The sequence below is a fragment of the Plantactinospora sp. CNZ320 genome (assembly GCF_002846275.1).
This window is the reverse complement of record NZ_PJMP01000001.1, coordinates 6164069-6185576: the sequence shown is the minus strand read 5'-3', so window position 1 is coordinate 6185576 and position 21508 is coordinate 6164069. Positions and strand designations below refer to the sequence as shown.

General features: G+C 72.0%; 19 protein-coding genes and 1 pseudogene. 6 read left to right on the top strand and 14 right to left on the bottom strand.

Annotated elements, in window-relative coordinates:
• Positions 1–12: 12 nt before the first annotated feature.
• The 5 genes from CLT71_RS27770 to CLT71_RS27750 form a co-directional block, all read right to left on the bottom strand.
• Positions 13–1155: a glycoside hydrolase family 25 domain-containing protein gene (locus CLT71_RS27770; RefSeq protein ID WP_101371840.1), complete on the bottom strand. Its 1143-nt coding sequence runs from the start codon at positions 1153–1155 to the stop codon at positions 13–15.
• 315 nt (positions 1156–1470) lie between these two features.
• Complete coding sequence (locus CLT71_RS27765; RefSeq protein ID WP_143743639.1) at positions 1471–4659, bottom strand: EAL domain-containing protein; 3189 nt, start codon at positions 4657–4659, stop codon at positions 1471–1473.
• A 208-nt stretch (positions 4660–4867) separates the two neighbouring features.
• Entirely contained in the window at positions 4868–5500 is a 633-nt protein-coding gene (locus CLT71_RS27760; RefSeq protein ID WP_486483482.1) for a nucleoside/nucleotide kinase family protein, read from the bottom strand.
• Between the two features lie 67 nt (positions 5501–5567).
• Positions 5568–7043: a class I tRNA ligase family protein gene (locus tag CLT71_RS27755; RefSeq protein WP_101369710.1), complete on the bottom strand. Its 1476-nt coding sequence runs from the start codon at positions 7041–7043 to the stop codon at positions 5568–5570.
• Between the two features lie 196 nt (positions 7044–7239).
• A complete protein-coding gene (locus tag CLT71_RS27750) occupies positions 7240–7899 on the bottom strand; it encodes an SIMPL domain-containing protein (protein WP_101369709.1) in 660 nt (219 codons plus the stop codon).
• 203 nt (positions 7900–8102) lie between these two features.
• Between CLT71_RS27750 and CLT71_RS27745 the strand changes: the two genes are divergently transcribed.
• Both CLT71_RS27745 and CLT71_RS27740 read left to right on the top strand, forming a co-directional pair.
• Complete coding sequence (locus CLT71_RS27745; RefSeq protein ID WP_101369708.1) at positions 8103–8534, top strand: hypothetical protein; 432 nt, start codon at positions 8103–8105, stop codon at positions 8532–8534.
• Positions 8531–9400, top strand: a complete 870-nt coding sequence (locus tag CLT71_RS27740; protein WP_101369707.1) for a tetratricopeptide repeat protein — start codon at positions 8531–8533, stop codon at positions 9398–9400. The genes CLT71_RS27745 and CLT71_RS27740 overlap by 4 nt, the downstream gene beginning before the upstream one ends.
• A 71-nt stretch (positions 9401–9471) precedes the next feature.
• On the opposite strand, the gene CLT71_RS27735 is transcribed toward CLT71_RS27740, so the two are convergent.
• The 3 genes from CLT71_RS27735 to CLT71_RS27725 all read right to left on the bottom strand — a co-directional run bounded on the left by CLT71_RS27735 (position 9472) and on the right by CLT71_RS27725 (position 11639).
• Positions 9472–9699, bottom strand: a complete 228-nt coding sequence (locus CLT71_RS27735) for a hypothetical protein (RefSeq protein WP_101369706.1) — start codon at positions 9697–9699, stop codon at positions 9472–9474.
• Between the two features lie 204 nt (positions 9700–9903).
• Positions 9904–11163: an epoxide hydrolase family protein gene (locus tag CLT71_RS27730; RefSeq protein ID WP_101369705.1), complete on the bottom strand. Its 1260-nt coding sequence runs from the start codon at positions 11161–11163 to the stop codon at positions 9904–9906.
• Positions 11164–11165: 2 nt separating this feature from the next.
• Entirely contained in the window at positions 11166–11639 is a 474-nt protein-coding gene (locus tag CLT71_RS27725; RefSeq protein ID WP_486483481.1) for a MarR family winged helix-turn-helix transcriptional regulator, read from the bottom strand.
• 35 nt (positions 11640–11674) lie between these two features.
• Here CLT71_RS27725 and CLT71_RS27720 point away from each other — a divergent pair, with 35 nt between their 5' ends.
• Entirely contained in the window at positions 11675–12622 is a 948-nt protein-coding gene (locus tag CLT71_RS27720; RefSeq protein WP_199187741.1) for a class I SAM-dependent methyltransferase, read from the top strand.
• A gap of 36 nt (positions 12623–12658) precedes the next feature.
• Here CLT71_RS27720 and CLT71_RS27715 read toward each other — a convergent pair.
• Positions 12659–13673 (bottom strand): annotated as a pseudogene (locus tag CLT71_RS27715) (GNAT family N-acetyltransferase); the annotation flags it as partial.
• Between the two features lie 100 nt (positions 13674–13773).
• Here CLT71_RS27715 and CLT71_RS27710 point away from each other — a divergent pair.
• Positions 13774–14250 carry a MarR family transcriptional regulator gene (locus tag CLT71_RS27710; protein WP_101369702.1) on the top strand — a complete coding sequence of 159 codons (477 nt, stop codon included), beginning with the start codon at positions 13774–13776 and terminating at the stop codon, positions 14248–14250.
• A gap of 58 nt (positions 14251–14308) precedes the next feature.
• Here the strand turns inward: CLT71_RS27710 and dapC are convergent, their stop codons facing one another.
• Together dapC and fdxA are read right to left on the bottom strand one after the other, a co-directional pair.
• Complete coding sequence (gene dapC / locus CLT71_RS27705) at positions 14309–15409, bottom strand: succinyldiaminopimelate transaminase (protein WP_101369701.1); 1101 nt, start codon at positions 15407–15409, stop codon at positions 14309–14311.
• Positions 15410–15447: 38 nt separating this feature from the next.
• Positions 15448–15771, bottom strand: coding sequence for a ferredoxin (gene fdxA, locus CLT71_RS27700; protein ID WP_101369700.1), 324 nt, complete (start codon positions 15769–15771; stop codon positions 15448–15450).
• A 79-nt stretch (positions 15772–15850) separates the two neighbouring features.
• Between fdxA and CLT71_RS27695 the strand changes: the two genes are divergently transcribed.
• Positions 15851–16951, top strand: coding sequence for a GNAT family N-acetyltransferase (locus tag CLT71_RS27695; RefSeq protein WP_101371838.1), 1101 nt, complete (start codon positions 15851–15853; stop codon positions 16949–16951).
• Positions 16952–16975: 24 nt separating this feature from the next.
• On the opposite strand, the gene CLT71_RS27690 is transcribed toward CLT71_RS27695, so the two are convergent.
• From CLT71_RS27690 to mshB, 3 genes are all read right to left on the bottom strand, one after another.
• Positions 16976–17440, bottom strand: coding sequence for a hypothetical protein (locus tag CLT71_RS27690; protein WP_101369699.1), 465 nt, complete (start codon positions 17438–17440; stop codon positions 16976–16978).
• A gap of 101 nt (positions 17441–17541) precedes the next feature.
• The gene (locus CLT71_RS27685) at positions 17542–17997 is read right to left on the bottom strand and encodes a hypothetical protein (protein ID WP_101369698.1); all 456 of its coding nucleotides are present in this window, start codon (positions 17995–17997) and stop codon (positions 17542–17544) included.
• A 17-nt stretch (positions 17998–18014) separates the two neighbouring features.
• Positions 18015–19037 carry an N-acetyl-1-D-myo-inositol-2-amino-2-deoxy-alpha-D-glucopyranoside deacetylase gene (mshB, locus tag CLT71_RS27680; RefSeq protein WP_101371837.1) on the bottom strand — a complete coding sequence of 341 codons (1023 nt, stop codon included), beginning with the start codon at positions 19035–19037 and terminating at the stop codon, positions 18015–18017.
• Between the two features lie 166 nt (positions 19038–19203).
• Between mshB and CLT71_RS27675 the strand changes: the two genes are divergently transcribed.
• Complete coding sequence (locus CLT71_RS27675; RefSeq protein WP_101371836.1) at positions 19204–21483, top strand: prolyl oligopeptidase family serine peptidase; 2280 nt, start codon at positions 19204–19206, stop codon at positions 21481–21483.
• Positions 21484–21508 lie beyond the last annotated feature (25 nt).

Genomic DNA, 21508 nt, shown 5'->3' with positions numbered 1-21508 from the left:
GGTACGGAAAACTCAGGCCGGCAGCCGGAACAGCACCATGCTGACCCGGCTGAGACTGCCGTACGACAGGCGGCGGGTGCTTTCCCCGTCACCGGGGCGGACTGCCACCTCGACACTTATCTGGCTCCTCGCCGGCAGCTCGATGTCGATGTTCGGTGTGTTGACGACGTAGATGCCATCGGTGCTGTCCGGGTTGATCGAGACCAGTTCCTGCGTCAGCAACGGAGTCGTCGTGTCCGATCCTCCCGGGCGGATGTACTCCGCACGTACCCGGACGAGGTCGTTCTGCTGGAGACCGCGCAGGTCGACGGTGGCCTGGAGGTCGGTGATCCCATCAGCCGGCAGCGTCCAGCGGTAATCCCCACCCTCCCACCGGATGGTGTGGAAAGCATCGTCGGTGTCCAACGTCTGATCGGCGTGGGGCACGCTGAGAAATCTGGCTATCATTTCGTCGTCCTCTTCCGGCGCATGCGCGCCGATCATTTCGGCGAAGTCCTCCAGGGTGCCACGGAACGCATCCGCGTCGCAGGTGTGCTGCCGGCCGATGATGGCGGAGTCGGTGAACTGCCAGATGCGCGGCATCAGTTCGGGCCTGCCGTAGCGGACCCAGCCCGGCCCGGAGTCACCCCCGGCGCGCGCATAGGCCGATTTGAAGTCTTCGGCGATCCGGTGTGGATAGTTGGCATTCCAGCGCGGATAGTAGCCCAGTTGACTCGACCCGTACTGTCCACGCGAGGCGTACATCACCGCCACCTTGCCGGTGCGGGCCTCCAGGTCTCGGGCGACGGTGACGCCGACGACCGGCGGTACGTCGTCGGAGGGCCAGCGCTCCAGGTCGATCTGCCAGAAGAATCGATCGTAATCGCGCCACCAGGGAGTGTGCCTGTCGGCGTAGTCGATGGCGGTAGTCGTCTGGGTTTCCATGGAGACCCGGGAGTGCACCACGACGTACATTCCGAGGAAGGGTATTCCCGCGTCTTTCGCCGCGGTGAGCATGGTGCCGTAGTACTGGCTGTGGAAAGTTCCTGCCGCAGACTGCTCCGTGCCCTTGTAGGTCATGAAGTCGATTCCTGCGGCGCGGGCGTCCCGAATCCGGTCGACCGTCAGTCCACGGTCCACGTCGTAGTCACTTGCATCCCAGCCGTAAAGGGTCACGAATGACACCTCCCCTACTGCTCCGAATTCACCTAAGGGAGTTTGATGAGTGTCGACGACTCGCCGGGCCCGACAGTGGACGGATAGGGCCGAAATGGTTTCACCCGAACGGGATCCCATCGCTGGGATCGCACCAGTGGGGTCGATTCGAGTGCGGATCGAAGAAAGCGCCGCAGGCTGAGCCGCGCCTCGACAATACCAGGATCAGGCGAGAAAGGACACCCTCGATATTGACAGCAGAGCTGCGAAGCGATTTTGTCATTCGTATTCACGTCTCAATGGCCGGAATGGCCCGTGCCTCGGCGGCGGTCGATCTCAACCGGCGGCCGGTCGGGGTTTCGGCATCGCCCCGGGCGCGGTCGCGGTCGTGGGGATGGGGGCAGGGGCGGTCGCGGGCGCGAGGGTGGGTGCGTCGCCGAGCCAGCGCAGCACGTCGTGGTCCTTCAGCGGCCGGGCGAAGAGGTAGCCCTGCCCGGAGGCGCAACCCATGTCCAGCAGGATGGTCCGGACCGCCTCCGTCTCCACCCCCTCGGCGATCACGTCCAGGCCGAGCGTGCCGGCGAGCCGGATGATCCCCTCCACCAGCAGCCGCTGCCGCCGCGACGACGCCACAGTCTCGGTGAACGACCGGTCGATCTTGAGTACGTCGGCCGGCATCTGCTGGAGATAGCTCAACGACGAGAACCCGGTGCCGAAGTCGTCGATGGCGACCCGCAGCCCCAGGGTGCGCAGCTCGGACAGCTCGGCCCAGACCGGCTCCTGGTCCCGCAGCAGCAGGCTCTCGGTGATCTCCAGCATCACCCGGTCCGGCGGTACGTCGGCGGCGGCCAGCGCGGCACGCACGGTACCGACGAAGCCCCGGGTACGAAGCTGCCGGGCCGAGACGTTGATGCTGACGTACGGCACATCCGTCTCGCCCCGCTCCGCGCGCCACCGGGCCACCGCACCGGCCGCCTGGCGCAGCACGTAGTCCCCGATCGGCTCGATCAGCCCGGTCTCCTCGGCCAACCCGATGAACAACTGCGGGGGTACCGGGCCCCGGGCCGGATGGTGCCATCGGGCCAGCGCCTCGAAGCCGACCGCCGACCCGGTCCGCATGTCGACGATCGGCTGGTAGTCGACCGAGAAGCTGAGCTTCTGCACCGCCTCGGTCAGCGCCGCCCGCAGCTCCAGCCGCTCCACGATCGCGGTGTGCAGCTCGGACTGGTAGCGGCACCAGCGCCCCTTGCCGGCCCCCTTGGCGACATAGAGCGCCAGATCGGCCCGTTGCAGCAGCTCGCCCGCGTCACTGGCGTCGGCCGTGGTGGCCACCCCGACGCTCACCGACCCGTTGACCACCGTGTCACCGACCTCCAGCGGCTCGGCGAGCGCCCGGACCAGGCGGTCGGCGACCTGCTCGACCTGCTCCGGATCCTCCGCGTCCGGAATGAGTACGGCGAACTCGTCGCCGCCGAGCCGGGCCACCAGGTCGTTCGGCCCGACGATCTCCCGCAGCCGCTGACCGGCGGCGACCAGCAACGCGTCCCCGATCGCGTGCCCGTGGGTGTCGTTGACCGCCGTGAACTCGTCGAGGTCGATGGAGAGGGTGCCGACGGTACGGCCACCGTCCCGGGCCTTCTCCACCGCCTCGTACACCTGGTCCTGATAGGAGGCCCGGTTGGCCAGCCCGGTCAACGAGTCGTGCACCGACCGGTGGGTCAGCTCCTGCTCCAGCCGGACCCGCTCGGTGATGTCCCGCAACGTCAGCACGAAGCCGCGTACGGCCCGGTCCCGGCGCAGGTCCCGGCAGGTCACCTCCAGCTGCACCCGCTGCCCGTCGGGACGCCGTACACACCAGTCGACCCCACGACGGTCCGCCTCGGCGAGCGCCGAGTCGAGCAGTGCGGTCACCGAGAGCTGCTCCTCGGGGGAGAGCACCGCCAGGTCGGTGCAGTCGGCCGGCTCGATGCCGAGCACGGTCCGGACCGACGGGCTGGCGTACCGGACCCGGTGGTCGTCGTCGACGATCAGGATCACGTCCGCCGCGTTCTGCACCAGGCTGCGGAAGTACGCCTCGCTGTCCCGGCGGTTGATCTCCTGGGCCAGGCTGATCCGTTCCAACGCCATCGCCGCCTGCGCGGCCAGCACCTCCAGCGAGTCCCGCAGGGTCGGCAGCAGCCGACTGTCGGTGGCGACCAGCAGCGCACCGACCCGGGGCGCCCCGCTGGCTCCGCCGTCGACCCGGCCGTCACCGACCAGCGGGCAGAGCGCGACGCTCTCGAATCCGCGAAGCTGCTCGGCCAGCGCCGGTTGCAGGGTCCGGACCCGGAGCAGTCGACTGCGCCGGGCCGCGGCCGTGGTCGGGGCCGGATAGAAGGGCGTCGGGGTCGCCACCCCCGGCCCCCAGATGCTCACCGTGGCCGCCGGCACCCCGTCGGTGTGGTTGATCGTGAAGACCATCCGGTGCGGGGAGTTCCGGGGCACCAGCCGGGCCACCGCGGTCCGCACCGCCCGGCGTACCTCGGCGGGGTCGGTCGCCGCCACCAACTCGGCGCCGGACTGCCGCAGGCTCCGCTCCCGGGCCACCGCCTGCCGGTGCCCGTCCACGGCGTCGCCGAGCCGGCTCAGTACCAGCGCGAAGACCACCCCGCCGACGACGGCGATCACCGCGCCGTCCCGGACGTCCCCGTTCACCACCTCCAGCAGCAGTACCGCCGGGGCGAGCGTCGCGGCGATGCCGAGCAGGACCAGCCGGGTCTTGTCGATCTCGCTGTCCGGGGGCGCGGCCGGTTCGGTGAGCGTCGCCATCGACGGGTGCAGTGCGGCGGCTCCCCACGCGACATAGAAGGTGAGCCAGCCCAGCTCGTCCGGACCACCCGGCTGCCACCGGCCGTGCAGCAGCGCGGCGCCGTAGCTGAGGTCGGAGACGAGCATCCCGGCCGCGCCCACCGCCAGCAGCAGCCCGGCGACGCTGCCCCGCGAGGTCACCGCCACCCGTACGGCGGTGGCCAGCAGCAGCACGTCGAGCAGCGCGTACGCGGCCAGCACCGACTGCTCGAACGTGCTCGGTCCGGGACCGATCAGGAGGGGCCGGATCACCAGTACCCAGAGCAGGAAGGCACCGGCGGTGGTGAAGATCAGGAAGTCGAGGAGTCCGGAGCGGTCCCGGGCCCCGGTGGTGGAGCGGGTCAACCCGAGCAGCCCTGCCCCGATCAGCGGCACCATCACCAGATAGAAGAGATCCGAGACGAGCCCGGACTCGGCCGGGGAGTCGCCGAGCGGCAGGTTCGCGGCGAGCAGGTAGAAGGTGTCACCAGCCGCGAAGACCCCGAGTGCCGCGAAAAAGAGCCACCAGGCGTACGCCCGCTGCGGCCGGTACCTGCGGATCCCGACCGCTACCGCCACCATGCTGGTCAACCCGAACGCGGCGGTCACCACCGGACGCGGTACCGGCAGGACGAAGAAGCCGACCAGCAGCGCGGCGTTCACCCCGGCGTACCCGGCCAACAGTTTCCGAACTGACACGGCTCTCCTGCCGATCGTCGCTCCTGCCGATCCTCGCCGACGGCTGCACCACCGGTCCAAACATCTCCGCCGATCGGTTTACCAGTCCTCGATGCGCTTCGCCATCGCCCCGGCGGGTAGTGGTGACGCCCGATGGACAGTGAGCAACCCGGGACCTCCGGCGACCGGCCGGATAGGACCTGCGTCTGGTGGGGAGTGGACCCCGCGCTCAGGCCGGATTGGACGGTGCCATTCGGACGACGAGGTCGGCTCGGGCGACGGTGCCGGCGATCAGCTCGGCGTTGCGCTGGTCGGTGCCCCGGGCCCGGGCCGCCGCCTCCGTCGGCTGCCGGCCGAACGCGATGTGCCGCTCGGTCAGCCGGTGCAGCCGTTCGCTCTCGTCGAGTTCGAGGAACCACACCTCGTCGAGCAGGTCACGTACCTCGCCCCAGGGCGGGTCGGGCACCAACAGGTAGTTGCCCTCGACCACCACCAGCGGCACCGACGGCGGTACCGGGATCGCCCCGGCAACCGCCTCCTCCAGTTCCCGGCGGAACTCCGGCGCGTACACCGTCTCGGTGCCGGCCCGCAGCCGGCGCAGCAGCGCGACGAAGCCGGCCGCGTCGAAGGTGTCCGGCGCACCCTTGCGGGCGTGCCGGCCGAGCCTGTGCAGTTCGGGCTCGGCCAGGTGGAAGCCGTCCATCGGCACCAGCTCGGCGACGTCGGGCAGCGCCGTCACCAGGAGTCCGGCCAGGGTCGACTTGCCCGCCGCCGGCGCGCCGGTGATGCCGAGCAACCGGCGCGGTCCGGTCGACGCCAGCGCGCGGGCCCGGGCAACCAACTGCTCCAGCCCGTAATGCATGCGCACAGGCATAAGGAAGGGCCCCTTCTTATCGTTTTCTGTTGTAGAAGGGCCCCTTCCTAACACGTTACCCCGATGCGAGGCGGGGGAAGAGCGGCGCCGCCCTGGTGACCCGGCGACCGCCCGGATAGCCACCCCAGGCCAGGGCGTCGGGTACCCGTGGGGCGTACCCGTCGAGCCCGATCTGCCGCCAGATCCGCCCGGCGGTCTCCGGTACCGCCGGTGCGGCAAGTACGGCGACGATGCGCAGCGCCTCCAGCGCGTCGCCGAGTACCGTGGCCGCCTCGACAGAGCCGGCGGGTGACCGCCACGGCTGCGCCGAGACCAGGTACGAGTTGGTCGCCGCCACCAGCCGCCACGCCGCGCCCAGCGCCTCGGACGGCTGCCCGGCCGCCCATCCGGCCGCGCCGGCCTCGGCCCAGCGGGCGGCGGTCGGGGCGAGCGGGGAGCGGCGGTCAGGTGCCGGGCCGGTCCCGGCGCACCGGGACACCACGAGCGCGGTGACCCGGGAGAGCAGGTTGCCGAGGGTGTTGGCCAGGTCGGCGTTGTAGCGCGCCCGCACCGAGTCGCGCGAGAACTCGCCGTCCGGGCCGACCGGGTTGTCCCGGAGCAGGTGGTAGCGGAGCCCCTCCGGCCCGAACCGGTCGAGCAGGTCGTCCAGGGCGACGGTCCGCTCCCCCGACTTCGCGATCTTGCTGCCGCGTTGCAGCAGGAAGCCGTGCACGGTGATCCACTCCGGCAGCGGCAGGTCGGCGGCGAGCAGGATCGCCGGCCAGTAGACGGCGTGGAACCGCAGGATGTCCTTGCCGATGACGTGCCGGGCCGGCCACCATCGGGAGTACCCGGGCTCGGGCCAACCGGCGGCGGTGAGATAGCTGCCGAGGGCGTCGAACCAGACGTACGTCACCTGGGTCGGATCCCAGGGCAGCGGGATTCCCCAGTCCAGGCCGGCCCGGCTGATCGAGAAGTCGGTGAGTCCACGGCGCAGCCAGCCGAGCGCCTCGTTCCGGCGGGCGGCCGGCCGGACGGCATCCGGACACCTGTCGAACCACTCGGCGAGCGGCCGGGCGAACTCGGAGAGCCGGAAGAACCAGTTCTCCTCGCCGACCAGCTCGGTCGGGCGGTCGTGCACCGCGCAGACCGCCTCCGTGGTGTACGCCTCACAGCCGACGCAGTACCGCCCGTCGTACCGGCCGGGGCGGAGGTGACCCGCGTCGTACACCCGGGTCAGCAGTTCGGTCACCGTCTCCCGGTGCCGGGCCGAGGTGGTGCGGACGAACTCGTCGTACCCGATGCCGAGCCGGTCCCAGGTGGCCCGGAACCGGCCGGCGGTGCGTTCGGCGAGCGTGGCCGGTGCGATTCCGGCCTCCGCCGCCGCCCGGCGAACCTTGGCGCCGTGTTCGTCGGTGCCGGTGACCAGCCGCACCGGTCGCCCGGCCAGCCGCTCCCACCGGGCCAGCGCGTCGGCGAGCACCGTCGAGTACGCGTGCCCGACGTGCGGCAGGTCGTTGACGTAGTAGATCGGCGTGGTCAGGTAGGTCATGGCTTCCTCCGAGGTGTCGGGAGGGGCCATACACGTCGAAACGGGCCCCTCGAAGGATCGAGAGGCCCGTTCGACGCGGGCAGTGTGCGCCGCGACCTAGCTCCGGCCCCTCCGGGGCCGGCGCATCAGCCGGGTCTGGGTCGCGGCACTCATCAATGTCATCCTAGGGCGGCACGTCGCCGTCGCGCACCCGCATTCACCGGGTCGCCAGCGACGGCGGGGTGATCGCGAACCGGGCCTCGACAGTGGCGTGCACCGTCTGCACCTGCGGGTCGAGTTCGAGTTCGGGCGGGCCTCCACCGACCGCCCCGTAGCCCACGGCGTGCGCGGCCCGGGTCATCATCATCGGCTGCTCGGCCAGCCCGGCGTCGGAGAGGTGCAGCAGCGCGGTCACCTCGGCGCCGAGCGCGTCAGCGTACTCCCGGGCCCGGGCGATCGCCTCCGCGACGGCGGCCCGGCGGGCCTCCCGGTGTGCCGGGCTGCCCGGCCGCAGCGCCCACCACGGCCCGGCGACGGTCGTCTGGTCCTGGTCGGCGAGCCGGAGCATCAGCTCGCCGAGCACGCTGAAATCGGTGACCGTGACCGTGGTGGTGGCACTGCCGGCGTAACCGGTCACCTTCTCCCCGGAGCGCTTCAGCTCGGGGCGTACCCACAGGTCGCCGGTTTCCCGGCGCTCGATCGCGGCACCGTACCCGTCGATCAGCGCCCGGACCGCCTCGGACCGCTCGGCCAGCCGGGACAGCGCCGCCGGACGGTTCCGGTCCCGCGCGGCGACGGTCACCGAGAATCGGGCGATCTCCGGGGGAACCTCCCGGGTCACCTCACCACGTACCGACACGAAGGGTTGCTCCGTCATCAGGCCACCCTAGTCCGGGCGGGGCGCGACGGCAGATCCTCAGGGCGACGGCCGGGAGCCTTCGGGCTCGCCAGGGCCGTCCGGAGGCTCCCGGCGGCAGGTTGGAGGGCGGCGGTCGCGTCAGGACGGTCACTATGCTGTGCCGGCGCCCTCGACCGGCAGGTCGATCCGGCCGAGGACCGCGACGCAGAGATGGGGAGCTGATGCAGGACGAGCTGTTCACCCCGACGATCCAGGAGCGGCCCGCGCCCGACAGACCGCCGTGGCGCCCCGAGTCGATCGTGTACCCGGCCGTCTTCGGCGGCCCGCTGGCCGCGACCGTGCTCGGCGTGCTCAACGGCGGGCGGCTGGGACTGCCCGGCAACCGCCTGCTCGCCATCGCCGCGGCCGGGCTGGTCGGTTTCGGCGCACGGCTCGCGGTGAGCGCGGCCGTCGACGACAGCTCAGGGGTACGGGTGGCCGGCATGGTCACCGGCGCGCTCGTCTGGCTGGTGGTACTCGCCTTCCAACGTGCACCCTTCCGCGGCTACTCGTACGGCCGTGGTGAGCCCGCCAGCCTGATCGGTCCCGGCTTCGCCGCGGCCATCGGCCTCGGCCTGCTGGAGGCCATCCTCATCCTGGTGCTGGTCCGATGACCGCGCCGTCGCCGGTGCTGGCCCGGGCCGAAGCCCTGCTGCTGGCGGACCGGCCACAGGAAGCCCTGGCGGAACTGTCCAGGTTGCCGGCCGACGAGGCGGTCGACAGGCCCGCGACCCTGCTGCGCTGCGCCGCGCTGGGCCACCTCGGTCGCTGGTCCGAGGTGGTCGAGTCCGCCAGCGCCGGTCTGGCCGCCGCCGGGCCGGACCCGGACCTGCTGTGGCACCTGGGCCGCGCCGAGCACCGGCTCGGCCGCCCGCAGGTCGCCGAGCGGGCCCTGCTCGACGGGCTGGCCCAGGCACCGCACGACGTCGACCTGCTCTGCACCTACGCCGACGTCTGTGCGGCCAACGGGCAGGTGGCGAAGGCGGCGAAGCTCGTCGAGCGGGCCACCGCGCTGGCCCCGGAGGAACCGGTCGTCTACGCCGCCCGCGTCCAGGTCGCCTTCGCCAGCGGCGACGACCGGGCCGCCGAGCGGATCAGCCGGGAGTTCGTCGCCGCCCATCCGGAGCACCCGGCCGCGCACGCCCTGCTCGGCAGCACAAGTGCTGCACGCGGCCGGATCGGCGTGGCGTACGAGGGCTACCGGCAGGCCGCCGCCGCGATGCCCAGCAAGCAGACGTTCGCCGAGTCCGCCCTGGAGCTGAAGATCGCGCAACATCCGCTGATGCTGCCGATCCGGCCGGTACTGCGGATCGGCCCGCTGAAGGTCTGGCTGGGCGCGATCATCCTGGTCTTCGGGCTACGCGCGGCCGGCCTGACCACGCTCTCGGCGGCGCTCGGATTGCTGTGGCTGCTGTTCTGCGTCTACTCCTGGATCGTGCCGCCGCTGGTGCGCCGCTGGTTCCGCCGGAACTGGCGCTGAGCACCCGAGCCGACCAGCGGCCCGACAGGCGTTCCGGCGGCGCCCAGCGACGTCACCGCGGTACGCCGACGTCAGTTCGGTCGAACCGTGCGTTGATTGCCGCGCCACCTGGCCGTGTACGGCAGCACGAACAGGTACAGGCCGCTGAGAAGCAGCACGACGAGCGGGTACAGCGGGAGGTAGTACACCCACTCGGCGGGTTCCCCCAGGGCCAGCGCGACGAAGACGATGATCATGGTCACCGTGAAGGTCATGGAGAGCCAACGGTGACTCTGCCGGATGAATTTGCTCCAGTTCAACGTGACTCCTCAACGAGAACACCGGCCCCGGAGCCCGGCGATCTGCCGGTGGGTCCCTGCGCCGGTTCGGGTGGACGATCGGTAGGTGCGGGTGGCCGGCAGTGGGCGCGCCGTCCCAGCGGGACACCCGTGGTACCGGGTGAGTTGACAGTCACGCTAGTTGCGGCGGCACGAGACGCGCTTCTCGAATCCTGATCGATCCGCTCAGCCGTCCCGGCCGAGAGGCAGCGGCTCGTCCAGCGGACGCATCCGGCGCGCCGTCGCGAAGGTGCGGCGCAGGTCGGCGACCCAGGCGTCGGGGATCTCCCACGGGATGAAGTGCCCGCCGGGCTCGTGCACGGTCAGGTTGACGTGGTTGTACCAGCCGGCGCGGTCGCTGCCGAGAAAGTGCCCGACCCGTTGGTCGGTGGTCACCCCGGGTGGGTTCTCGTAGCCGACGAAGGTGATCCCGGTGGGCGCTTCGACCACCGGCCACCGGTCGTGGGACGGCGTCCAGGGGTAGCGGTTGTTGTTGGCGTAGGTGCGGACCGAGGTGGAGATCGAGCCGGTCACCCAGAAGATCATGGCGTGGGTGAGCAGGTCGTCCTTGCTGAAGACCGACTCGATGTCGCCGCCGTTGTCGCTCCACTTCACCCAGCGCTCCAGGATCCAGGCGAGCATTCCGGCAGGTGAGTCGGTCAGCCCGTAGCCGAGCGTGCTGGGGCCGAGCACGTGGGCGGCCAGGTGGGCGGCGAACCGCCGGTCCAGCGCGACGATCCGGGCGTGTGCCTCGGCCGGCAGCCCGGCCGGGATCGGCTGCCCGCCGCTCAGGTCCCAGGCCCGGTCACCGTTGAACATCGTGAGTTTCTGTCCGGATCCGATGTGGATGCCGTACAGCTCGGCCGCGTACCTGTGCCCGAGTTGGCCGGTGACGAGTGCGCCGACGTCGCATCCGGCCGCCGCGTACCTCCGGTGGCCGAGCGTCCGGGTCATCAGGGTGTGCCAGAGGTCGGCGATCTTCCAGAAGTTCATGTCCGGCCTGGTGCCGGAGAACCCGAACCCGGGCAGCGACGGGACGATCACGTCGAACGCCTCGGCCGGGTCGCCTCCGTGGGCACCGGGGTCGGCCAGCGGGTCGACCACCTTCGACCAGTGCCAGAACGTCCACGGCCAGCCGTGCGAGAGGATCAACGGGGTCGGGTTCGGGCCGACGCCGGGCCGGCGCATGAAGTGCACGGGCACACCGTCGACCTCGACCCGGTAGTGCTGGTACGCGTTGATCGTGGCTTCGGCCCGGCGCCAGTCGTACCCGGCACGCCAGTAGTCGACGAGCTCCCGCAGGTACGCCCCGTTGACGCCGTAGTGCCAGTCCTCGTTCCCCCCGTCGTCCGGCCACCGGGTCAGGTCGAGCCGGCGCCGCAGGTCGGCGAGCACCTCGTCCGACACGTGGATCGGCTGGGGTCGTAGCGGAAAGGGGTCGTTCATGGTCACCTCCGTGGCTCGGCGTCGTGCTGTGCAGACCGGCGCCCGCCGTCGCGCTGCCGGTCGAGTTCGCGTAGCCGGGCCAGGGCCGGCAGGGCCGCCGCGATCGCCGCGCGTTCCTTCGCCGTGAGTTGGCTGGCCAGTTCGGTCAGGTGCGCCACCCGGCTGGCACGCCTGCCGTCCACGATCGCGGCCCCGTCGTCGGTGATGTGCACGAGCACGGCCCGGCCGTCCGTGGGGTCGGGTTCGCGTCGCACCAGGCCGTCGTGCTCCAGCTTCGTCACGGTCTGGGTGATCGCCGGCTGGCTGACCTGTTCGCTGGCGGTCAGTTCGCTGAGCCGCCTGGGTCCGCCGTACCGCAGGGTGTGCAGCACGGAGAGCGTCGTGAAGCTCAGCCGGTGCACGGTCGGCAGGCGGATGAATATCCGGTTGAAGTCCTCCAGCGTGGAGGTCAGCTCGGTGATGCTCAGCTCTGGCACCGCGTGAATGTATCACAAACTTATTTAAGTTGTTGATGTTAATCGTCGACCCCGGCGGCTCTCCGGAGGCGGTCGAGGTCTTCCGGCTGGCCGCCCCCTTTACAGGGGTCGGCCGGTCGTGGCTGGATGGAGCGGTGACCGACGAGTTCGACGAGACCGTCAGCGGCATGATGCGCGCGATCGAGGCCAACTGGGACGCCCGGACACCGGTCCACCTGGCGAGTGAGTTCTACGGCGTCGGCAGCCGGGACGCCGAGTTCTGGTTCGCCGAGTTCGAGTGGTCCGACCTGGGCGACCTCTCCGGTCGCGACCTGCTGCACCTGCAGTGCCATCTCGGCACCGAAACGGCGGCGTTCGCCCGACGCGGTGCCCGCACGGTCGGTCTCGACATCTCCGGCGCGGCCGTCACGGCGGCCCGGCGGATCGCCGCCGAGGCCGGGCTCGACATCGAGTACGTACAGGCCAACGTCTTCGACGCCGTGTCAGCGCTCGGCGGTCGCCGGTTCGATGTCGTCTACACCGGCAAGGGTGCGCTGGTCTACGTCCCCGATCTGGAGCGCTGGGCACGCGTGGTCGCCGAACTGCTGCGACCCGGCGGAACCGTGTACGTGGTGGAGTTCCACCCGCTGCTGGCCGCGCTCGGCCTCGTCCCGGCCCCGGACGAGGGCACCGACCTGGTGCTCCGGCACGACTACCTGGCCGGGGGCGGCCCCCGCCGCCTCGACTCCGTGCACAGCTACACCGACGGGCCACCGCTGGCCGGGGCAACGGTGAGTTACGAGTGGTCGCACGGTCTCGGTGAACTGGTCGACGCGCTGGTCGGCGCCGGCCTGCGGGTGACCGGGCTGCGGGAGAGCGACGAGGTGCCGTGGCCGCGCTGGTCCCGGATGACCAGCACGGAACGAGGTTGGTGGCGGCTGCCGACCGACGAGCCACGAATCCCGCTGCTCTACGGCCTGCGGGCCACCGCTCCCGTGGACTGACCATTGGCAGCACCCGGCGCCACGAGGGCTACCGGCAGGCCGCCGTCCCGATCGATGGGTCGCGGAACTTGGCGAGGTTGATGACCGCTCCAGGGCTAGCAGACTTTTCCGACCGGTAGCCCTCGCTGTGGTAGAGGTCGACGTTCCGGGTGCTTCTCGCGCCGGTGGACAGCAGGATGCGGTCGCAGGCCGGATCGGCGGCGGCTTCGGCGGTACGCAGCAGCCATCGACCCAGTCCTCGGCCCCGGAGGTCGGGTACGACGGCGAGCCGACCCACGTGCCAGTCGGTCTCGACCCGACGGGTCCGCACCATGCCCAGCAACCGGCCGTCCAGCCAGACGCCCGTGGTGTGCCAGGTGGCCAGCCACCCGCGTACCTCGTCCGGCGACTCGTGCAGGGCGGGTATTTCCGTGGTGTCATTGGCGATCGCCTCGTCCGCCCAGCAGCACCGTTGCAGCACGGTGACTTCGGGCCCGTCGTCGGGCGTCAGCCGTCGCACGTAGGACCCCGGCAGCGGGCCGGGAAGTGTCCCGACGCGTGCGCGTTCGCGCATCGGCCGTAGGGCGTGGGCGACCCGGACCAGCTCGTCCAGCAGGCCGATCCCGGCCGCGTCGCGGGCCGGGTCGGGCCGCAGCCGCCCATCCTCGACGGCGTCGCCGATCCGGATCGCCACCGTGGCGCCGAGCGGGACCAGCCGCAGTGTGGTCACCACCTGCTTCGCGTGCTGGACCGACCGGGTGCCCGCCGACGTGTTGCCGTAGCTGACGAAGCCCATCGGTTTCCACGCCCACTCGCGGCCGAGGTAGTCCAGCGCGTTCTTCAGGGTCGCCGGCATCCCGTAGTTGTATTCCGGAGTTACAGCGACGAACCCGTCCGCCCCGTCGACGAGCGCACTCCACCTGCGCGTGTGTTCGTGCCGGTAGACACCGCTCGAAGGATGCTCCTCCTCGTCGAGGAACGGCAGGTTCAGGTCGCCGAGCGCCACTGGCACGAGTTCGACGCCAAGCTCGCTGGCACGCGGGGCGATGGTCTCGGTCAGCCACCGTGCCACGGCAGGACCGAGGGCACCAGGCCGGGTCGCGCACGACACCACCAGGACGCGGAGAGATCTAGTTGACATGGAAACGAAGCCTAGATGCTAAGTTGATTCCATGTCAACAAAACGGCAGGTTCGGACCGTGCGCTGGCTGACTCCTGACGAGGAACGGGCGTGGCGGGCGTTTCTGCGGGTGATGGTCGCCGTCCAGAACGGCACGGCGAGCGACCTGGCCGCGATCGGACTCTCCGAGCCCGACTACGAGGTACTCAGCACCCTGTCCGAACGCCCCGGCCACACAAGCACCCTGGGGAAGCAGGCCGACAAGATGGGCTGGTCACGTAGTCGGCTGTCCCGGCACGCCGTCCGGATGGAAGGGCGCGGTCTGCTCCGGCGCGCACCCGACCCGACCGACGGCCGAGGTTGCCTCCTCGTACTCACGGAGCAGGGGCTGGATGCCCTCGAGAAGGCCGCGCCCGTGCACCTCGAGTCGGTTCGGCGGCACTTCATCGACCGGCTCACGGCCGACGATCTCGCCGCCATCGAACAGATCGCCGAGAGGCTCGAAGGGACCCGGCCCGCGGGCGGTTGACCGCTCTGCCCGGGTACGCCGCCGGTTCCCGGCGCGAGTGCCCGTGGCCGCGCGCGGTTCAGCCGAGCAGCCGGTCCGCGGCGGCGGCCACCCGCTCGTCGGTCGCGGTGAGCGCGACCCGGACGTGCCGGCTGCCGGTCGGGCCGTAGAAGGCGCCGGGTGCGACCAGGATGCCCCGCTCGGCGAACCAGTCGACAGTGGCCCAGCAGTCCTCGTCCCGGCCGGCCCACAGATAGAGCCCGGCGGTGGAGTGGGTGATCTCGAAACCCGCCTTGGCCAGCGCGTCGCGCAGCACCTCGCGGCGGGCGGCGTACCGGAGGCGCTGCTCGGCCACGTGTGCCTCGTCGCCGAGCGCCGCGACCATCGCCGCCTGCACCGGAGCCGGCACGATCATCCCGGCGTGTTTCCGTACCGCCAGCAGGGCGGCGACGATGCTCCGGTCACCGGCGACGAAGCCGGCCCGGTAGCCCGCCAGGTTGGAACGCTTGGAGAGCGAGTGCACGGCCAGCAGGTTGGCGTGGTCGCCGCCGGAGACCGCCGGATCGAGGATCGAGGTCGGCGTCTCCTCCCAGCCCAGCGAGAGGTAGCACTCGTCACTGGCCACCACCACGCCGCGCTCGCGGGCCCAGTCCACCACCTTGCGGAGGTGTTCCGGTGGCAGCACCCGGCCGGTCGGGTTGGACGGCGAGTTGACCCAGAGCAGGCGTACCCGGGGATCGGGGCCGAGTGCGGTGAGCGAGTCGGCCCGGACCACCTCCGCGCCGGCCAGCCGGGCCCCGACCTCGTACGTCGGATAGCAGACCTGCGGGATCACCACCACGTCGCCGGGGCCGAGCCCGAGCAGGGTGGGCAGCCAGCCGACCAGCTCCTTGGAGCCGATCGTCGGCAGCACGCCGACGGTCTCCGGATCAGCCCCGCAGTATCGGGCCACCCACTGGGTGAGCGCCGCGCGCAGCGCCGGGGAACCGGCGGTCAGCGGATAACCGGGAGCGTCCGAGGCCGCCGCCAGCGCCGCCCGGATCGGGGCGGGCACCGGGTCGACCGGGGTACCGACGGAGAGGTCGACGATCCCGTCCGGGTGCCGCCCGGCCAGCGCCTTCGCCGGCTCCAGCAGATCCCACGGGAAGTCGGGCAGGTTGCCGGTACGGCCGGAGGCCACCTGGCCAGGCGTCCGGCCGGCACCCGCTGTCGTGCCGCTCAGTGCTCACCTCGCGGCGGCTGGGCCGCGACGAACGGGGTGTCCTTCTCCACCTTGCCGATCTTGGAGGCGCCACCCGGCGAACCGAGATCCTCGAAGAACTCGTAGTTGGCGGTGGTGTAGTCCTTCCACTGCTCCGGCACGTCGTCCTCGTAGAAGATCGCCTCGACCGGGCAGACCGGCTCGCACGCCCCGCAGTCGACACACTCGTCGGGGTGGATGTAGAGCATCCGGTTGCCCTCGTAAATGCAGTCGACCGGACACTCTTCGATGCACGCTTTGTCGAGCACATCCACGCACGGCTCGGCGATGATGTAGGTCACCGATCTTCTCCTCCGCAAGCCACGCCGCGATCGACCGCGACGGTAAGAGCCTAGTATGTCGCCGGGGAGGGGGTCGATCGTGCTCGGACGTCGCGATGTGGGACATCGGATCGTGGTGCGCCGGATTGTCGGAAATCAGAGCGGACGTGCCCTGTTCAGCGACGCCCTGGGCGAGCTGGTCGACCTGACCGAGACCCATCTCACGCTGGCCACCGCGAACGGGCCGCTCCGGGTCCCGCTGCACGAGGTGCACCGGGCCAAGCGGGTGCCGCCGGCCCGGCGCCCGAGCGCGGCGGCCGTGGTCGAACTCGAACTCGCCTCGGACGAGGCCTGGCCGGCACCGGTACGCGAGCGGCTCGGCGACTGGCTGCTGCGTACCGCCGAGGGCTGGTCCGGACGGGCGAACAGCGCCCTGCCGGTGGGTGACCCCGACCGGCCGCTCGACGAGGCGATCGACGCGGTCCAGCGCTGGTACGCCGAGCGTGGCCGGCCGGCGATGGTGAACGTGCCGCTCCCGCTGGCCGCCCCGCTCGGCGCGGCGCTGGACGAGCGGGGCTGGACGGCCCGGCCGCTGGTACTCGTGCAGACCGCGCCGCTGGCGACGATCCTGGACGCCGTTCCCGCCCGGCCGGACCTGCCCGCGCCGGAGCTGGCCGAGACCGCCTCGCCGGAGTGGTTCGCCCTGGCCGCCCAGCGCAAGGCGAAGCAGACCCGGCGGTACGCCCGGCTCGACGCCGAGGCTGGTGACCCGACCGAGGCCGGCGACCCGACCGGAGCCGTTGACCCGACCGGCGCCGGCCGGCCGGCGGGCCCCGGAGCTGCGGCGGAGCTGCCGGCCGCCGCCCGGCACATCCTCAGCGCCGTGCCGCAGGTCCGCTTCGCACACCTTTACAGCGCGCCGCTGGAGGGCGCCGGGCCGGAACTGGTCGCGGTGGCCCGGGGCACGGTCACCGGTAAGGAGCGGTGGCTGGGGCTGAGCCTGATCGAGGTGGTCCCGGCGGCCCGCCGCCGAGGGCTGGCCCAGCACCTGATCCGGGCGCTCGCGGAGTGGGCGGCGGGGCTCGGCGCGACCCGGGCGTTCCTCCAGGTCGAGGAGCGCAACGAGGCCGCCGTCTCGCTCTACCGGCGGCTCGGCTTCACCACCCACCACACCTACCAGACCCGGGTCGCACCGCAGTGATCCCGGCGCGGCTGGTCCGGCAGGTCAGCGGCGTACGACCCGGCGGGGCTTGGACTGCTTCAGCTCGGCGTACCGCTTGAGCGACTGCGACCGGTAGTCCCGGCCGAACGCGGTGAGCAGCAGGTAGCCGACGAGTACCCCGCCGAAGGTGAAGCCGGCGTAGAGCCAGATCTGCGAGAAGAACGCCCCGGCGCCCGCGGCGAACGGCTGGCTGCCGCTGACGAAGGGCCCGACGAAGACGGTGAGCACCATCGCGACCAGTACGGCGAGCGCCATCTCCCCGGCCCAGTCGGGCAGCGGACGGCGCTGCCCCCGGAGGAACGCGAGGGTCGCCAGGACCACCCCGATCGCGGCGAACATCCCCAGCGAGATCCGGTCCTGCACCTCAGTGTTGTCACCGAAGCCGAACCGGGCCACCAGGCGGGCCGCGACGTTGATCCCGAACAGCACACCGGCGAGTACTCCGACCGGCAGCCAACGCTCCTTCATCGCACGTCCTCTTGGCCTCTGGGCCCCTCCCGTCCGGGGGCTTCCTGCCACAGAGTTCTACCACCCGTGGCTGTGCGGATCCATGGTGCGAGCGGGGCGGATCAGCGGGGCAGTTGCGGGGGCGGTGGCCCGGGTGGATTCATGATCATGCGGAAGCCCATGATCGCGAAGGTGACCGAACCAGCGAAGATCATCACCAGCCCGACCCAGTTGTTGGCGGCGATCAGCACGTCGCCCTCGGAGGTGCCACCGGCGGCGACCACCATCAGAGCGAACCAGACGACGGCGGGCAGCGCGAGCGCCCAGCGCCGACCCACCGCCCGGGGCGCGAACCAGCTCAGCGCCACGTTGGCCAGCACGGTGACCAGCACCGACACCCCGACCAGCACCCCACCGACCCGGAGCGTCGACAGGATCAACTCCAGCACGGCGGTGACCGCCGCCGCCACCACCGCGACCACGCCACCGACCACCCGCAGCAGCACGTCGACCACCCGGTGCACCGCCGACGGCTCGGCGGGCGGCGGGACCGGTTCCAGCTCGGACGGGACGGACACTGACGGGCCCGACAGGCTCACCGCGCGCCCGCCTCCGCCGGCGTACCGGTCGAAGGCGTCGGGACCACGGCGGCCGGATCGGCCAGGACATCGCCGGCCGGTACCGGCCCGCTCGGGTCGGCGTCCGCCACCGGCAGCCCGGCGAAGAGGTCGTCCTCCCAGCCGTACGGGCCGGCGCCCGGCCCCCGGGAGCCGACGGCCAGGGTGTAGTACTCCACGCCCATGAACTCGCCGCCGAAGTTGCTGGCGATCGAGTAGAGCCAGGAGTTCTCCGGGATCTGCGTCGCGTGCGCCCGCATCGCCGCCTCCTTGGCGGCATGCTGGTCGGTGCCGTCGATCCGGGCCGCGATCTGCTCGTCCGGAGTACCGAACGGAAGGTCGTCGGTCTGCTCCGTGCCGGCGAACGGGTTGTCGGCGGTGTCGGCGAAGGCGGCCAGGCCCGCCTCCAGCACACTCCTCGGCATCGCCGTCCAGTAGATCTTGTCGGGGCCGAAACCCTCGGCTGCGGCGAGTTCCGCCGCCCGCATCGCCACCCGGTGCGCCTGGATGTGGTCGGGGTGCCCGTAGAAGCCGTTCGGGTCGTAGGTGACGACAACCTGCGGGCGTACCTCACGCATGATCTCGACCAGGTGACCGGCCGCCTCGTCGAGATCCGCCCGCCAGAAGGCCCTCGGGTGGTCGTTGGTGGGCAGCCCCATCATCCCCGAGTCGCGGTACCGCCCGGCGCCGCCGAGGAACCGGTGGTCGCGTACCCCGAGCGCGGCACAGGCGGCGGCCAGCTCCGCGATCCGGTACCCGCCGAGCTGGTCGGCCTCGGCGGCGGCCAACCCGGCCAGTGCCGGTACGTGGATCTCGCCCTCCTCACCGAGGGTGCAGGTGACCAGGGTGACCCCGGCGCCCGCCGCCGCGTAGTACGCCATCGTGGCGCCGGTGCCGATCGCCTCGTCGTCCGGGTGTGCGTGCACCAGTAGCAGCCGTCGGGCCGGCCGGGCCGGATCGGCGGAACCGAACGGCTCGGCCTCCTCGGCCGGTACGGCCACCTCGCTCGGGTTCGTCACCCGGGCAACTCTACGCGGCCGGGCCGGCTCACCCCACTCAGGAGCGGCCCGCCACCACCGCAGAGTGATCAGTCCACCACCGGTACCCGACCGGGCGGCGATGCCCGGCTCGGCCACATCACCGAGCGCCCGGCTCTACGATCACGGTGTGGAGTACCCGGAGTTGGCCGCCCGTACCCGCCAGTTCAGCCGCGGCGCACCGCGCGCCGTGACGGTGGCGAGCGACGGCTCGCGGGTGCTCTTCCTCCGCTCCGGCGGCCCTACCGACCCGGTCGACGCGCTCTGGGTGCTGGACGTCGCCGACGGCACCGAACGGCTGGTCGCCGACCCCGCCGACCTGCTCGCCGACCCGGCGGCCGACGTCGACCCGACCAGCACCGGTCCGGTCGCCGATCCCACCGACCTGGCGGCGGCGGCCGCCGGCGCCCGGCCGAACCGGTTCGCCGGCCCCGGACCCGAGGCGAGCGTCGGCACCGACCTGGCCGGCACGCCACACTCGACCGAGCGGGCACTGCGGGAACGGCTCCGGCTGAGCGCCGCCGGCATCGCCTCGTACGCCACCGACCCGGCCGCCCGGGTCGCGGTCTTCACCCTCGACGGCCGACTCTTCCGGGCCGACCTGCTGCACGGGGACGTCGTCGAGGTCGCCGTCACCGGCCCGGTGGTCGACCCCCGACCCGATCCGACCGGAGCGCGGCTCGCCTACGTCACCGACGCCACCGGTGGCGGTCGCGGTGCTGGCCGGATCGGGCAGTTGCGGGTGGTGGAGCCCGACGGCACCGACACCCTGCTGGCCGGCGAGGACGCCGGGGTCACCTGGGGACTCGCCGAGTTCGTCGCGGCCGAGGAGTTCGGCCGGTTCCGGGGCTACTGGTGGGCGCCGGACGGGCGCGCCATCCTGGCCGCCCGGGTCGACGAGTCCCGGCTCCCCCGCTGGTACCTGCACGATCCCGGTGACCCGGCCAGTCCGCCGCGCCCGGTGGCGTACCCGCGCTCCGGCGGGCCGAACGCCGAGGTGAGCCTGCACCTGCTCGACCTCGACGGCGGCTGGGTCGACGTGCACTGGGACCGGGAGACCTACCCCTACCTGGTCTCGGTGGAGTGGGCCGAGACCGGGCCGCTGATCACCGTACTGCGGCGGTTGCAGCAGCACGGGCTGGTGCTGGCGGTGGACCCGCGTACCGGCGAGACGCAGGTGCACGCCGAACTCGCCGACCCGCGCTGGGTCGAGCCGGTCGCCGGTACCCCCCGGCACCTGCCCGACGGCCGGGTACTCGTCGGCGGCGAACTCGCGCACGACGGCTACGACGCCCGCTGCCTCTTCGCCGACGGCACCCTGCTCACCCCGCCGTCGCTCTACGTCCGCCGGGTGGTCGGCTGGCTGCCGAACCGCAACGGCAGCCCGGACCTGCTGGTCGAGGGGAGCGACGGCGAGCCGAGCCAGCAGCACCTGTTCCGGGTGCGTACCGCGATCGGTGCCGGCGGGATCGACGCCCGGCGGCTGACCGGCGACCCGGGCTGGCACAGCGCGACGGTCGGCGGCGACGTGATCGTGGTGCAGTCCCGCTCGCTCGACGCCGCCGGCAGCACCTGGACGGTCTGGCAGGGCGACCGGGAGGTGGGCACGCTTCGCTCGCTCGCCGCGACCCCGCCGTACGCGCCGCGGCCCGCCCTGGAACGGGTCACCGACCGCCGGCTGCCGGCCGCGGTGGTCTACCCCGGAAACCACGTGACCGGCCGCCGGCTGCCGGTGCTGCTCGACGTGTACGGCGGTCCCGGCCACCAGGAGGTGGTGGCCGCCCGGTCGGCGTGGCTGGAGCGGCAGTGGTGGGCCGACGCCGGCTACGCCGTGGTCACCATCGACAACCGGGGTACCCCGGGCGTGGCGCCGTCGTTCGAGAAGGTGGTGCACCGGCGGCTGGCCGACGTGATCCTGGCCGACCAGGCGGACGCGCTGACCGCGCTGGCCGGCAAGCACCCCGACCTCGACCTGGGCCGGGTGGCGATCCGGGGCTGGTCGTTCGGCGGCTGGCTGGCCGCGCTCGCCGCGCTGCGCCGGCCCGACCTGTTCCGGTGTGCGATCGCGGGTGCCCCGGTCACCGACTGGACGCTCTACGACACCGCCTACACCGAGCGCTATCTCGGGATGCCGGCCGACAGCCCCGAGGTGTACGCCCACCACTCGCTGCTGGAACTCGCCGCCGAGCCGGTACGCGCCCCCGACGAGGTCCGGCCGATCCTGCTGGTGCACGGGCTGGCCGACGACAACGTGGTGGCAGCGCACACCCTGCGGCTCTCCGCCGCGCTGCTGGCCGCCGGCCGTACCCACTCGGTGATCCCGCTCACCGGTGCCACGCACATGGCCACCGGTGGCACCGCCGAACGGCTGCTCGCCCTCGAACTCGACTTCCTCCGGCAGCACCTGTAGCCGGTTCCTGCTGCCGCTTCCTCCG

Excerpts from the sequence above, each read along its gene's own strand:
- CLT71_RS27760 (WP_486483482.1), bottom strand. The coding sequence starts at position 5,500 with ATGCATTACGGGCTGGAGCAGTTGGTTGCCCGGGCCCGCGCGCTGGCG.
- CLT71_RS27755 (WP_101369710.1), bottom strand. The coding sequence starts at position 7,043 with ATGACCTACCTGACCACGCCGATCTACTACGTCAACGACCTGCCGCAC.
- CLT71_RS27750 (WP_101369709.1), bottom strand. The coding sequence starts at position 7,899 with ATGACGGAGCAACCCTTCGTGTCGGTACGTGGTGAGGTGACCCGGGAG.
- CLT71_RS27745 (WP_101369708.1), top strand. The coding sequence starts at position 8,103 with ATGCAGGACGAGCTGTTCACCCCGACGATCCAGGAGCGGCCCGCGCCC.
- CLT71_RS27740 (WP_101369707.1), top strand. The coding sequence starts at position 8,531 with ATGACCGCGCCGTCGCCGGTGCTGGCCCGGGCCGAAGCCCTGCTGCTG.
- CLT71_RS27730 (WP_101369705.1), bottom strand. The coding sequence starts at position 11,163 with ATGAACGACCCCTTTCCGCTACGACCCCAGCCGATCCACGTGTCGGAC.
- CLT71_RS27720 (WP_199187741.1), top strand. The coding sequence starts at position 11,675 with ATGTTAATCGTCGACCCCGGCGGCTCTCCGGAGGCGGTCGAGGTCTTC.
- CLT71_RS27710 (WP_101369702.1), top strand. The coding sequence starts at position 13,774 with ATGTCAACAAAACGGCAGGTTCGGACCGTGCGCTGGCTGACTCCTGAC.
- CLT71_RS27690 (WP_101369699.1), bottom strand. The coding sequence starts at position 17,440 with ATGAAGGAGCGTTGGCTGCCGGTCGGAGTACTCGCCGGTGTGCTGTTC.